The following is a 14110-nucleotide window of genomic DNA, read 5'->3' as shown; positions in this document are numbered from 1 at the left end:
TCGTTCCCCCTTACTCTTCAGCATATACGTATTTCAGAGCATGTTCAGGCTCTGCATACGGTGCATTTTCAGCATAATCGGTTGCTTCATTGACCAGCTTCATGATTCGATCGTTGATTTCCTTTTCACTATCATCATTCATGATGCCATTTTCCTTTAAATATGCGCCGAAGGTAATGATCGGGTCCTTCGTCTTAGCCTGCGCAACCTCATCTGGCGCGCGGTAGCTTCTGTCGTCATCATCTGATGAGTGTGGAGTCAGGCGGTAGGATACAGCCTCTACAAGAGTCGGCCCTTCACCACGTCGTCCGCGGTCAGCAGCTTCCTTGACAACTTTATAAACCTCTAAAGGATCATTGCCATCCACAGTGACACCTGGCATGCCATAACCGATTGCACGGTCTGAAACCTTTTCAGCTGCAACCTGTCTCTCGTAAGGGATCGAAATCGCATATTTATTGTTTTCTACCATGAAAATGACCGGAAGCTTATGAACGCCGGCAAAGTTAGCACCCTCGTGGAAATCCCCCTGGTTTGATGAACCTTCTCCAAACGTAACGAATGTTACCAGGTCCTTCTTCTCCATTTTGCCTGCAAGAGCAATACCGACTGCGTGAGGAACTTGTGTCGTAACAGGTGAAGACCCTGTGACGATCCGGTTCTTCTTTTGGCCGAAGTGACCAGGCATCTGGCGTCCCCCGGAGTTCGGGTCTTCCGCTTTGGCAAAACCGGAAAGCATCAGGTCTTTTGCAGTCATGCCAAAAGTTAAGACCACTCCCATATCACGGTAGTACGGAAGCACATAATCCTTTTCACGATCCAGGGCATAAGAAGCTCCTACCTGTGCCGCTTCCTGTCCCTGACAGGAAATAACAAACGGAATTTTCCCGGCACGGTTCAATAGCCACATCCGCTCATCCAGCCGGCGGGCCAACAGCATTGTTTCATACATTTCCAAAACTTTTTCATCACTTAAGCCAAGTGCAGCGTGACGATTTTCTGCCATCTTTATACCTCCCAATTGTTCGTACAAGGCTCTTTTACCTGAGGTAAAAGAGCTCTTGATCAAAATATATATTAAGAATGGATTGCTTTTCCATCCACAGCCAGGGCTGCTTCGCCGATGGCCTCTGACAATGTCGGGTGAGGATGGATTGTATGGGCAACTTCCCAAGGTGTAGCGTCTAAAACCTTTGCAAGTCCCGCTTCTGAGATCATATCTGTTACATGCGGGCCGATCATATGGACACCCAGAATATCATTGGTTTCCTTGTCAGCTACGATTTTCACAAAACCATCGGATTCACCATATACAAGCGCTTTTCCAATTGCCTTGAAAGAGAATTTGCCTATCTTCACATCGTGACCTTTTTCTTTTGCTTCGTCTTCAGTCAGTCCAACGCTGGCAGCCTCTGGAGAGCTGTATATACATTTTGAGACGAGCGTATAGTCGATTGGGTGTGGATTTTGATTGGCAATGTGTTCAACAGCCACTATCCCCTCATGTGAAGCCACGTGCGCTAGCTGCAAACCGCCAATCACATCGCCAATCGCATAGATGTGGGATTCCTTCGTCTGGAAATATTCGTTCGTCTGGATGAAACCTCTTTCCAGCTGAATTTCTGTATTCTCAAGGCCGATTCCTTCAACATTTGCCTGGCGCCCAACAGAAACAAGCAATTTTTCAGCAGTGAATTCTTTCGTTTCGCCTTTAACCTCAGCGCTGATCGTGACACCATCGCCTTTTTGCAGGGTCTCCGATAAGACTTTCGCGTTCGCAATGATTTTCACGCCTTTTTTCTTCATTGCGCGCTGCATTTCTCTTGAAACATCCTTGTCCTCAGTGGGAACAATACGGTCTGCGTATTCAATGACTGTAACCTGAGAACCAAAATCTGCAAGCATGGATGCCCATTCAATCCCGATTACGCCTCCGCCGACGATGATGATCGACTTAGGCAGATCCTCCATGACAAGCGCTTCATCAGAAGTCATCACGTATTGGCCATCTGCTTCAAGCCCAGGCAAAGTTCTTGGTCTTGAACCTGTCGCAACGATGACATTCTTTGGAATCAACATCTCGTTTTCCTCGCCATTGTTCATCTCAACAGAAATGGTTCCTGGCATCGGTGAAAATATGGATGGGCCTAAAATCCTTCCCAAACCTTCATAAACATCGATCTTGCCCTGCTTCATCAGGTGCTGTACACCACGGTGGAGCTGCTCGACGATTTTTTCTTTTCTTTCCTGTACCTTTGTGAAATTGACACCAACTTCACCTGTCGTCACGCCAAAATCTTCACTTTTCTTTGCTGTGGCATAAACCTCAGCACTGCGCAGCAATGCCTTACTGGGGATACAGCCCTTATGCAGGCATGTTCCGCCAAGCTTTCCTTTTTCAACTATGGCAGTTTTCAGGCCAAGCTGAGAAGCTCTGATTGCTGCAACGTATCCGCCTGTACCGCCCCCGAGAATGACCAAATCATATTCTTGAGCCATCTAAATCCCTCCTCTATTTATGTTATATCGTTTATTTGTTTACTGAGGTTCTGACTGGTCCTTAAATCCAGCCATCCTACCTGCCCGGATATTCTTTTACTTCTTCTTCACCGCGCAAAATACGAAGGGCTCCTTCAGCAAGGGCTTGCAATTCGTTTTCTCCCGGGTGGACAATGACGTCCGCAATCCAGTTGATCCTTTCAGAGATTTCCTGGACGAACTCTTTGCCATATGCAAGACCGCCCGTCAGGACAATCGCGTCTACTTTCCCAGCAAGGACGGCACTGGCAGAACCGATTTCCTTTGCGACCTGGTAAGCCATGGCCTCGTACACAAGCTTTGCCTTCTTATTCCCTTGCTTGATCATCTTTTCGACCTTAATCGCATCATTCGTTCCAAGGTATCCTACTAGACCGCCCTGGCCGACAAGCTTTTTCATGATTTCTTCCCTGAAGTAATCACCAGAAAAACATAATTCCACAAGGTCACCTGCCGGTACTGTGCCTGCACGCTCGGGACTGAAAGGACCATCGCCATGCAGACCGTTATTCACATCGACAACCCTTCCCATTTTGTGAGCCCCTACGGTGATACCGCCTCCAAGGTGAGTAATAATCAAGTTCAATTCTTCATACTTTTTGCCTAGCTCTTTCGAGACCCTGCGTGCGACTGCCTTTTGATTCAAGGCATGGAAGATGCTTTTTCGTTCAATAAGGGAGAATCCTGACACTCGTGCTACCTGGTCAAGTTCATCGACCACGACCGGGTCGACGATAAAGGAAGGGATATTCAAACCAGATGCGATTTCATAGGCAAGAATACCTCCAAGATTTGAAGCATGCTGGCCAGAGTAACCGGCTCGCAGGTCTTCGAGCATCTTATTATTCACTGCGTATGTTCCGCCTTCGATTGGCCGTAAAAGCCCGCCGCGCCCACAAACAGCACTCAATTTTGAAATGTTGATTCCTTCCGTATCAAGCGTTTCAAGTATCGTATTCTTCCTGAATTCGTATTGGTCGATGATGGTTTCATAGGAGTTGATGACAGTTGAGTCATGCCGGATCGTTTTTTCAAATACGGATACCTCATTATCATATACTCCAATTTTCGTTGATGTAGATCCTGGATTGATGACTAGAATCCGATGTTCTGTTTGTTGCACAGTTAAACCTCCAATTAGCTTGCGGATACCCTAAAATCCACAATACGTCAGTAGCATTTAGGAAACAGCAGAGGCGCCGAAACATATATTCAGCGCTCTCTGCGGAACCTTTCATTAAGGCTGTTTCGAATGTTGCTTATTGAATAAAATTTATTTTTACGCAAGACAGCAACAAAGGTGACGAAAAAAGTCTTAATTAACGGCGGCTTAGGATATGGTGGCCGTTTTGCAGGAATTGGCTTCGAGAGTTGCGCATTCTCTCAATGCGCTCTTCTGCCATGCGGTCAGCCGCTTTATAAGTAGGAAGCCCATCCCTCTTAGCAATTTGGATTACTTTTTCGATATTGTTGTAAATCGTTTCAACCTTTTTCATTGCTCTCTCAGCATTATAGCCGTATAGCTCATCTGCAACGTTGATTACACCGCCAGCGTTGATAACATAATCCGGAGCATATACAATTCCCATTTCATGGATGATATCTCCGTGTTTTGTATCCTTGAGCTGGTTGTTGGCAGCACCAGCAATAACCTTGGCTTTTAATTGAGGAATTGTTTCGTCGTTGATTACCGCCCCTAATGCACATGGTGCGTAAATGTCACAGTCTACACTGTAGATTTCATCCGGATCAACTGCTTTTGCACCGAATTCCTCAACAGCTCTTTGTACAGCTTCCTTGTTAATATCCGTAACAATCAGCTGGGCACCTTCCTCATGCAGGTGGCGGCAAAGATTAAATGCCACGTTGCCTACACCCTGAACAGCGATTGTTTTTCCTTCAAGCGAATCCGTTCCAAACGCTTCCTTAGCAGCTGCCTTCATCCCTCTGTACACTCCATATGCTGTTACCGGGGAAGGATTTCCTGATGAACCGAATGCTGGTGATATACCAGTGACATAGTCTGTTTCCTCATGGATTAAGTCCATATCTGCAACAGTTGTACCTACATCTTCAGCAGTAATATATCTTCCGTTCAAGCCCTGGATATAACGGCCGAAAGCTCTGAACATCTCTTCGTTCTTATCCTTGCGGGGATCTCCGATTATAACCGTCTTTCCGCCGCCAAGGTTCAGGCCAGCAGCAGCATTCTTGTAAGTCATGCCTTTTGCAAGGCGAAGTGCATCCTCGATAGCCGCTTCTTCTGATGCATAGGTCCACATACGAGTTCCGCCCAATGCTGGTCCAAGAGTCGTATCATGAATCGCGATGATTGCTTTCAATCCTGATTGTTTATCCTGGCAAAATACAACCTGTTCATAATCGTACTGTTCTAGATACTTAAAAATTTCCATACCTAATTCCTCCCCTGGTTTATGTAAGTTATTTAGCAGCAGAGCATAACGCTAATGCAAGTGAGTATAGCTTGCTTTCAGCAGTATCCGCCCTGGATGTTAACACGATTGGAGCTTTAGCCCCGGCAATGACAGCGCCAACCTTTGCGTTGGCAAAGTACATTAATGATTTATATAGAACATTTCCCACCTCGATTGCAGGGACTAAAAGTATATCCGCCTGGCCGGCAACCTCACTTTTGATTCCCTTATGCTCTGTTGCAAGCTGTGACACCGCATTATCAAGGGCAAGCGGACCATCCACTATGCACCCGGGAATTTGTCCTCTTTTGTTCATCATCGTTAATGATGCAGCATCTATTGTCGCCTGCATCGCTGGATTGACCACTTCCACGGCTGCCAGCGGTGCCACTTTTGGCATATCAATACCTATAGAATGTGCTACCTTTACTGAATTCTTGATGATTTGTGCTTTTTGCTCAACGTCCGGTGAAATATTCATCGCAGCATCGGTTACGATTGTAAATCGATCGTACCCTGGCACTTCAAACACCGCCACGTGTGAAAGTACCGTCCCGCTCCTCAGACCATATTCTTTATTCAGGACAGCTTTTAAAATCACTGCAGTAGGGATATTGCCTTTCATCAAGACATTGGCTTCTTTGTTCTTGACTGCTTTCACAGCCATTTCTGCAGCAATATTATTATTTGGCGCGGAAATGATTCCAATCCCCTTGCTGCCCGCAAGGTCTGGATGCTTCGCTGCGATCATGCGCTCTATTTCTTCCTTGTTTCCGAAAAGAAGAAAATCAGCGAGCTCCAGTTCCACAGCTTTGGCGACCGCTTCTAAAACCTCAGATTCTTCCGCGGCTGCAACAGCTACTGTTTTCCTGCCATCCTGGGATGCCATGCTGATAAGTGAGTCTAGTTTCATGACTTTTTCAACCCTTTCTGATCTTCTCGCATCACCACTAATTATATATGCAAGAACTGTGCCAACTTAAATACTTGAAAACGCTTTACTTTTGCCGAAAAATATTATGCAATAAATTGCATGGTATGAAAATTATTGCATGCTATTTGCTTCAATATTATATTTTTCTAGCTTATAATATAAATTCCTGACCGATACTCCTAATACTTTGGCCGCAGCTGTTTTATTTCCATTCACAGCCTTGAGAGTTGACTTGATTACCTTAGCCTCATACTTTTCTAACTGGAATGCAAGAGTTTCAGCGGGGACAGCTTGGCCAATGTGATCATCCTTTTCCTTCACCTGACTGTTCTGCAAATCAGGTAAATGCTCCAATCGGATAATGGTTTCGCTGTAGCTCAAAAATATGATGGCACGGCCAAGAACATTTTCGAGTTCCCTGACATTTCCGGGCCAATCATACGCCATCAGCCTTTTAATTGCTTCCTCGGAAACTCCTTCAACGTTACGGCCATAATCTTGATTGATTTTTTGAATCAATCTTTCGCAGAGGAGCGGTATGTCTTCCTTCCTTCTTTTCAGAGGAGGGATATGAATCGGCATCCTGTTCAGACGATAATATAAGTCTTCTCTAAAACTGCCATTCGCAATCGCCTTTTCGAGGTTCATATTCGTTGCAGCTATGACCCTGACATTGATTGGTACCGGCTTCGTTCCTCCAACCCGGACAATCTCTCTCTCCTGCAAAACCCTGAGCAGTTTAGCCTGGGTATTGGCAGGCAATTCACCTATTTCATCAAGGAAGATACTGCCGTTATTGGCTTCCTCGAAGAACCCCCGTTTCCCGCCGCGTTTGGCACCTGAAAATGCTCCTTCTTCATAGCCGAAGAGTTCGCTTTCGAGCAGTGATTCTGAAATTGCTGCGCAGTTTACCCGTATGAATTTGTTGAACTTCCGGTCGCTGGCATTGTGAATCGCATGGGCAAATAACTCCTTACCTGTTCCTGACTCCCCGCGAAGGAGGACAGTCGCAGGAGTTTTTGCACCTAGCTTTGCCTGTTCAATCGGAATCGTCATCTCCTCTGATTGGCCGATAATATCCTCGAACGAGTATTTCGCTTCAAGCGTCCTAATAATCTGCCTTGCTCGTGTCAGCTCCCGGTTTAAGCTCTGGATCTCAGACATATCATGGATAACCCCAACGCTTCCCTTTAGCTTCCCATCTACTATGATAGGTGCAACATTGACAACAACCTCTTTTTTATTGGGTCCAACCCGCATCGCTGTACCCCGGACCGGTCTTCTCGTCTTGAGCACCTTCATATGCATGCTCTCACCTTCAGATATGTCCGCGGTGGCAGGCTGCCCGATTACTTCCTCTTCCTTAAGTCCGGTTATCCTGGTATAAGCAGGATTGATCAGGATTCCCCGGCCATCCTCATCTACCACAGAAATGGCTTCATCGCTGGAGTTTATGATGGCCTGAAGCATTGTTTGGATTTCTTTTAAATTCGTTATCTCTTCCGCAAGATTCACAACTTCAGTTATATCCTTAAAAACAGAGAATGCTCCAATCAGTTGGTCATTTTCATCTATGATCGGTATCCTTGTCGTGATGATTTTAGACCCATTCGGAAGCAATAATTCCTGATTCGCTTCTATCTTCCTTGTGTTAAGAACTCTTGGAAGCTTGCTGGTTGGTATGATTTCGGAGACATGTTTGCCTTCTGCATCTTCACTTGTTGTTCCTATTATTTTTTCTGCGCTTTTGTTGAACAACGTTACAATTCCTTCTGTGTTGATGACAACCATGCCATCACCAGAAGAATTAAATATCAAGTTGTGTTCATATGTAATTTTTCTGAGAGTTTTTATCAGTTCTTCTTTTTCTTCTAAAAGGGTGGCCAAGAGGAATGCGACACTACCCGGTATCAGCACAGTGTTTTTACCGCGAGCATCTCTTAATTCCTTGAAGACCTCCTCTTCACCGGTCACTTCAATGATAATATCCAACTGATCAGACATATACTTATGCCAGTCTGTCCCGGTTTGAATGCCTTCATTTTGCGCTGCGATAATCCCTGGAGCATCAGGATTGATATCCACCACTGCAACCACTTCTGCAGTCTGCTTAAAAATGTCAAGAATGGCCGTTCCACCCTTACCCGCTCCTACAATCATTACTCTTTGCATAATATCCACCACATATCTGGAAAAATATTTCATGGAACAAATTTAAAGTCTGCAAAATCTTTCACTATTATTGTAATTCTTTTTGAATGCGCTGACAAATTTCTTTGTTTTCTAACTCTTCTGCAGATAATTGACTACGAGCATCTTATATTGCGGAAAAACACGGGGTTCAGTATACTTTTTAGATGAGGACAAATAACGAGGGGAAACCAAATGATCAGGATCTTAGCATTAATCATTATGTTGATACCAGGCGTCATTGCTGCTTTAGGGGTAAAACTGATGCGCGACATGGTGTTTGGAATTTTGCAGGCACCTTTCCCATTTTTATGGCTCCAATTCCTTGCGGGACTTCTTTTCTTCCTGGCTGGACTGGGATTCATCGCTGGATTTATCCTGCATCGTGATCGAAAAAGAAATAAAGTCCAGGCATTTTTTAGAATTCCTGATAGCAATAAAAAGCAAAACAGGCCTTGATATTTATCAGGCCTGTTTTATTTTCTCTTTAACTCTTTTTGCTTTTGCTGGATCGTCTGTTATGAGCGCACTGCAATTCACAATGAACAACCTTTCCAGCTCTGTCTCTTTATTTACCGTATATGGTCTAACTTCAATCCCGCTCTCAAGTGAAGCCTTGACGATTTGATCAGGCGCAGCCCGCCAGTGAGGATGAAAGCCTTTCGCCTTGATTGACTGTGCGTAAATCCAAGGCATATATAAGCCCTCAGAAAGCAAGGGTGCGATTTCAATCTCAGGAGCTAGTAAATAGCTGTGGACAATGCTGTAATGATTGAAGGAGGAAATGATAATCCTGTCTGATAAATCATACTCCCTAACCATATTTATGACCTTTTCTTCCATACCTTCATAAGGAATTATGCTGTTTTTCAATTCAATATTGCATACCATGCCGGTACCCGATAACCATTCCAGGACTTCAGCCAAGGAAGGAATCTGTTCTTTTTTTGCTGATTCCTTGAATTTGAAACGGGCATCCAGCTTTCTTAAATCCCCAAAATTATAATCCATTACCAGTCCAGTTCCATCGGTAGTCCGATCTAGCTTTTCATCATGAATCACGACCAGCTCACCGTCCCTAGTCATTTGGACATCGAGCTCCAAGCCATCTGCACCCGCTCTTTCAGCTTCTTTAAAAGCAAGCATCGTGTTTTCTGGATATTCTGCAGCATAGCCGCGATGTGCTAAAATAAGAGTCATAAACCATCACACCTATCTTTTTAAATTTGGAGGTAAAAAACAATGAGACCATTACATATTTCTGCAGAAACCGCTGTTAAGCTTTCCGAAAAACTCGGTGTACCTATTGAACAAATCATGCATATGCCCCAGCATATCCTTATTCAAAAGTTAACGGAACTTGAAAAAGAGAAAGAAAAGTAAATCTCAAAACGCCTTCAAGGCGTTTTTTAGTAGACGCACCCTTGTGAAGTAGCAGAGCATCCTTTGTACATATTCATGATAATATGCATACACAGGTTTTACCAAATTTCAAGCATATAAAAACATCTTACTTTAGTACGGCAAAACCGTGATAAAGCAAGATGTTTATTCTAAAATGTTATGAATAAATAGCTAAATAATGCCTAACTCTTTCAAGACGCTTTATGTTCAAGACGCAGCTTGTCAGCGACCATCGCGATGAATTCCGAATTTGTCGGCTTTGCCTTCGACATTGAAACAGTATACCCAAACAACGAGGAAATGGAATCGATATTTCCTCTGCTCCACGCAACCTCAATCGCATGGCGGATGGCACGTTCTACACGGCTTGCCGTTGTATTGAATTTCTTGGCGATATCAGGATAGAGGACTTTTGTGATCGAGCCAAGAAGTTCAATATCGTTATAAACCATGGAAATGGCCTCACGCAAATACATATAGCCTTTAATATGGGCAGGAACGCCAATTTCATGGATGATGCTTGTAATGCTTGCATCAAGGTTTTTAGGCTTTTGTTCCGTATTTGATCTGCCGTAATTGATTGATGAAGATGGTTTTCGGGCTACTGACTTTGCCTTGCCGCTTACCTGGCGGATATGACCTGCCAGATGCTCCATATCGAAAGGCTTTAGAATGAAATAGGACGCCCCTAACTCTACTGCGTTCTTTGTTACATCTTCCTGGCCAAATGCTGTCAGCATGATAACATTCGGTATGATTCCCTTCTTCATATCACGAAGCCTTTCCAGGACCGCCAGCCCGTCAAGGTGCGGCATAATAATATCTAAAAGCAAAACATCTGGATCTGTATCTTCCAGCATCTCTAAGCATTCCTGGCCATTATGGGCAACCCCTACAATTTCCATATCATCCTGTGAAGAAATATATTCTTCAAGAAGACCTACTAATTCTCTGTTGTCATCAACGACGCATACTTTTATTTTGTTCACTACTTGGTTCCTCCTCAATCCAATTATGATCACAAATATTATCTTCTCTAAATTCTATTCTAAATGACTAATTCGACAATGCAACAGAAATTCCTCTTATTTTTAATTTTTTCTTAAAAAAGTAATATTTTCTTATAAATGCTTCATTTTCCTTTATTTTTCGACTTATTTCGCCAGTTGACAAAAAAGGGTTGGTGATTTTGTCGAATAATCTTCTTATTAAGGGTTTCAAGATTGGTTTGTGCTGATTTCCGTTCAGGCACTTCACTTTCCTCAGAGCTGATTGTGAACCTCTTAGACGAAAGCTTACCCCAGTTGTAATGATTGCTGTCCCTCAACATAGCAGCTGATGATGGACACTTTTTCAGGATTACCATGGAGTTTTGTCCGTCATGCCGGTGATGATGGACACTTTTGCATGTTTATCATGCCGTTTTTGTCCGTCATGCACCCTGCGTTATAATAAACAAAGAAAAAGGCGGCTATTAGCAGCCGCCGAATTCCTGTATTAACTTGCCTGCTCTTTTGGTTTTTCGTATATGTCGATGCCCGCTTCATTCAGCATCCACTCTATATGAACTCCATAACCGCTTGTTGGGTCATTTACGAAGACGTGAGTTACTGCGCCCACTAGCTTGTCACCCTGGATAATTGGACTTCCGCTCATCCCCTGGACAATTCCACCTGTCTTTTCCAATAACTCAGGGTCGGTTATCTTAATCACCATGCCCTTTGTTGCTGGAAACTTTTGAGGGATGGTGCTGACGATTTCTATATCAAAAAGGTTCACTTCATCATTATTCACAACCGTCAGGATTTTCGCCGGACCTTCTTTTACTTGATGAGAAAGAGCTATAGGCAGAGGCTTATCAAATACCCCATTTGAAATATCCTTGTTCAGTTCACCAAAGATCCCAAAAGGACTGTTTCTTTTGATGTTCCCAATAACTTCCCGGTCTGATGAAAAGCGAGCCAGCTTTTCCCCCGGGTTACCTTTCCCGCCTTTTTCGATCGAAGTAACAGTTGATCTCACAATTTGGCCATCCCCAACGACGATCGGTTTTTTCGTGTCCATGTCAGAAATGACGTGTCCGAGTGCTCCATATTTTTTGGACTGCGGGTGATAAAATGTCATCGTTCCGATTCCTGCAGCTGAATCGCGTATATATAACCCAAGCTTATATGTGTTTTCATTCACATCTTTTTCTGGCTGGAGTTTGGTTTTGACTTTTTCATTTTCCCTTTTGATTACAACATCCAACGGCTTGCCGTTTTCTCCCGCTTGTTTTACAAACGGGCCGACATCTGCCATTTTTTCAATCTGCTGTCCATTGATTTCAGTGATAATATCACCTTTTTTAATGCCAGCTTTTTCACCTGGCGATACTCTACCTTCATCAGCCTGCACCTGGTGATGTCCGACCACAAGGACACCTACCGTATTTAATTTTACTCCTATAGATTGACCCCCTGGCCTGACCTTAAAATCCTTCAGGACATTGACATCGACTTTTTTAACAGGGAAGCCCGCTAATTCAAGGACCATTTCATCCTTCCCATGCCTTTTGGCCTCAAGCGTCAAAGTTTCACCTTGTTGGTTCACTCCGATGCTTGAGTCTTTTACCAGAGCAGTAACCTGGATTGCATTTGCCTGGAAATCAAGCTTTTGCCCCTCGAATAACGTTATATCTTCTGGAATAGACAAATATTCTTGTACTGGTTTTGCAAATCCTAAAGCAATTAATGAAACAAGGAGAATTCCACCAATAAATTTTCTGAGAAAATCTTTCTTCAATTCATTTCACTCTCCTCGCTTCTAGTCCACACACATCGAAATGGCTACATCTTTAATTTTGCCTCGACTCCCCGCATTTATAACCTGTATAAAAATAAAAAAGCTACCCTTTATGGATAGCTTTTCATGTTACAGCCTTCATATTCTGTGCAAGCCTCAGCAACTCTTCAGCATGCTGTTTCGTCAGGTCTGTAACTTCGACCCCCGAAATCATTCTGACGATCTCCTTTACCTTCTCAGATGGAGACAGTGGAGTGACAGATGTTTTGGTCCTTCCATTCTTTATCACCTTTGCGATATACAGATGAGTATCGGCCATCGCGGCAACTTGAGGCAAATGAGAAATGCAAAGAACCTGAGATCCCGTCGAGACATTGTAGATTTTTTCCGCAATCGATTGAGCCACGCGGCCGCTGACTCCTGTGTCCACTTCATCGAAAATGATTGAGGTTACACCCTGATGTTTTGAGAAAATACTTTTCAGCGCGAGCATGATACGTGAAAGTTCTCCGCCGGAAGCAATCTTTGACAAAGGCTTCAAAGGTTCGCCCGGATTTGTTGAGATATAAAATTCAACCTTATCTGCGCCGCTTTTATGAAAATGGTCTGTATCGGAGTCAATTCTCAGGTCGAATACTGTCTTCTCCATATACAGCTCTTTTAGTTCTTTATGGATTAATTTCGTAAGTTTCTTAGCATATTTCCTGCGAGTTTGAGTCAAGTTATTGGCCTCGATGCGCAAATCCTTCTTAAGTGATGCTAGCTCCTTTTCCATCTGGCCAATATGTACTTCTTTATTTTGAAGCGTCTCGATTTCTTCCTCGATTTTCGAGGAATACTCCAGGATTTCTTCTATCGTACTTCCGTATTTCCGTTTCAACTGATTTATTTCGTTCAGCCTGTCTTCAATTTCATTCAAGCGCTGAGGGTCATGTTCAAGAGAATCCAGTTCATTCCTGATCGTCCTTGCAGCATCTTCAAGCATATAAAAACTGTTCGCTACTGTGTCAGCAACATTCTTATACTCATGGTCCAATTCTGCTGCATTCTGAAGATTGTCCATGACCAGAGCAACCCAATCAAGGCCCTTTTGCTCACCTTGCAATGCGGTATAACTGGTCTGAATACTCTCATAAATCTTTTCGAAGTTGCTAAGCTTGCGCTTCTCTTCAAAAAGCTCCTCATCCTCGTTGATTTTCAGGTCGGCCGTAAGGATTTCATCATGCTGGAATTGAATCAAATCAAGTCTGTGGGCCATTTGCTGTTCATTTTCGCTCAGGCTCTTCAGCTTTTTCTGTGTTTGTTCAAAAGATCGAAAGACGTGCTGATATTCCTGAAGCGCAGGCAGGATTTCATCTGCTCCGAATTGATCAAGAAGAGTGATATGCTTCGTCTCATCCATCAATTCCTGATGCTCATGCTGGCCATGAATATCGATCAAAGTTGAGCCCACCTCACGCAAGACAGCAATCGTAACAAGCTTGCCGTTGATCCGGCAAACACTTTTCCCACTCGCTGATATATCTCTTCTCAATACAATCATGGCATCATCAATTTCAATGCCAAACTCAGATGCCTTCGCATAACTCGGATGATTTTCCCCTTCAAGATGGAACAAACCTTCTATTTCAGCCTTATCTTCACCATGACGGACGAATTCGGCCGAGCCCCTCCCGCCTACAAGAAGGTGGATGGCATCGATGATAATGGATTTCCCTGCGCCTGTCTCTCCGGTGAGTACGGTTAGTCCTTTATTAAAAGAAACGGATAATGATTCTATAATGGCAAAGTTTCGAATCGATAATTCATTTAACAAGCAAACGTC

At 43.8% G+C, this 14110-nt stretch carries 12 protein-coding genes; 2 read left to right on the top strand and 10 right to left on the bottom strand.

What is annotated here, in order from left to right:
* Nucleotides 1-10: 10 nt before the first annotated feature.
* The 6 genes from J7E35_RS07435 to J7E35_RS07410 all read right to left on the bottom strand — a co-directional run bounded on the left by J7E35_RS07435 (nucleotide 11) and on the right by J7E35_RS07410 (nucleotide 8079).
* Nucleotides 11-1006 (bottom strand): thiamine pyrophosphate-dependent dehydrogenase E1 component subunit alpha, encoded by a 996-nt coding sequence (locus tag J7E35_RS07435; protein WP_214778449.1) that lies wholly within the window; start codon nucleotides 1004-1006, stop codon nucleotides 11-13.
* A gap of 71 nt (nucleotides 1007-1077) precedes the next feature.
* Nucleotides 1078-2499, bottom strand: coding sequence for a dihydrolipoyl dehydrogenase (gene lpdA, locus J7E35_RS07430; protein WP_214778447.1), 1422 nt, complete (start codon nucleotides 2497-2499; stop codon nucleotides 1078-1080).
* Between the two features lie 76 nt (nucleotides 2500-2575).
* A complete protein-coding gene (gene buk / locus J7E35_RS07425) occupies nucleotides 2576-3661 on the bottom strand; it encodes a butyrate kinase (protein WP_214778445.1) in 1086 nt (361 codons plus the stop codon).
* 196 nt (nucleotides 3662-3857) lie between these two features.
* The gene (bcd, locus tag J7E35_RS07420) at nucleotides 3858-4952 is read right to left on the bottom strand and encodes a Leu/Phe/Val dehydrogenase (protein ID WP_214778443.1); all 1095 of its coding nucleotides are present in this window, start codon (nucleotides 4950-4952) and stop codon (nucleotides 3858-3860) included.
* 28 nt (nucleotides 4953-4980) lie between these two features.
* Nucleotides 4981-5886, bottom strand: a complete 906-nt coding sequence (gene yqiS, locus J7E35_RS07415) for a phosphate butyryltransferase (protein ID WP_214778441.1) — start codon at nucleotides 5884-5886, stop codon at nucleotides 4981-4983.
* Between the two features lie 132 nt (nucleotides 5887-6018).
* Nucleotides 6019-8079: a sigma 54-interacting transcriptional regulator gene (locus J7E35_RS07410; RefSeq protein WP_214778439.1), complete on the bottom strand. Its 2061-nt coding sequence runs from the start codon at nucleotides 8077-8079 to the stop codon at nucleotides 6019-6021.
* A gap of 213 nt (nucleotides 8080-8292) precedes the next feature.
* Between J7E35_RS07410 and J7E35_RS07405 the strand changes: the two genes are divergently transcribed.
* Complete coding sequence (locus J7E35_RS07405; RefSeq protein ID WP_214778437.1) at nucleotides 8293-8556, top strand: DUF2627 domain-containing protein; 264 nt, start codon at nucleotides 8293-8295, stop codon at nucleotides 8554-8556.
* A 6-nt stretch (nucleotides 8557-8562) separates the two neighbouring features.
* Here J7E35_RS07405 and J7E35_RS07400 read toward each other — a convergent pair whose 3' ends face one another.
* Nucleotides 8563-9297 (bottom strand): glycerophosphodiester phosphodiesterase, encoded by a 735-nt coding sequence (locus J7E35_RS07400; protein ID WP_214778435.1) that lies wholly within the window; start codon nucleotides 9295-9297, stop codon nucleotides 8563-8565.
* A gap of 42 nt (nucleotides 9298-9339) precedes the next feature.
* Here J7E35_RS07400 and J7E35_RS07395 point away from each other — a divergent pair, with 42 nt between their 5' ends.
* Nucleotides 9340-9480 (top strand): YycC family protein, encoded by a 141-nt coding sequence (locus J7E35_RS07395; protein ID WP_023627393.1) that lies wholly within the window; start codon nucleotides 9340-9342, stop codon nucleotides 9478-9480.
* A gap of 212 nt (nucleotides 9481-9692) precedes the next feature.
* Here the strand turns inward: J7E35_RS07395 and spo0A are convergent, their stop codons facing one another.
* From spo0A to recN, 3 genes are all read right to left on the bottom strand, one after another.
* Complete coding sequence (spo0A, locus tag J7E35_RS07390) at nucleotides 9693-10490, bottom strand: sporulation transcription factor Spo0A (protein ID WP_214778433.1); 798 nt, start codon at nucleotides 10488-10490, stop codon at nucleotides 9693-9695.
* 508 nt (nucleotides 10491-10998) lie between these two features.
* Nucleotides 10999-12285 carry a SpoIVB peptidase gene (gene spoIVB, locus J7E35_RS07385; RefSeq protein WP_214778431.1) on the bottom strand — a complete coding sequence of 429 codons (1287 nt, stop codon included), beginning with the start codon at nucleotides 12283-12285 and terminating at the stop codon, nucleotides 10999-11001.
* Nucleotides 12286-12409: 124 nt separating this feature from the next.
* Nucleotides 12410-14101, bottom strand: a complete 1692-nt coding sequence (recN, locus tag J7E35_RS07380) for a DNA repair protein RecN (protein WP_214778429.1) — start codon at nucleotides 14099-14101, stop codon at nucleotides 12410-12412.
* Between the last annotated feature and the right edge of the window lie 9 nt (nucleotides 14102-14110).

Origin of the sequence: Bacillus sp. ISL-45 (genome assembly GCF_018613195.1) — a bacterium.
GTDB lineage: Bacteria > Bacillota > Bacilli > Bacillales > Cytobacillaceae > Mesobacillus.
This window is presented reverse-complemented; position numbering and strand designations above follow the sequence as displayed.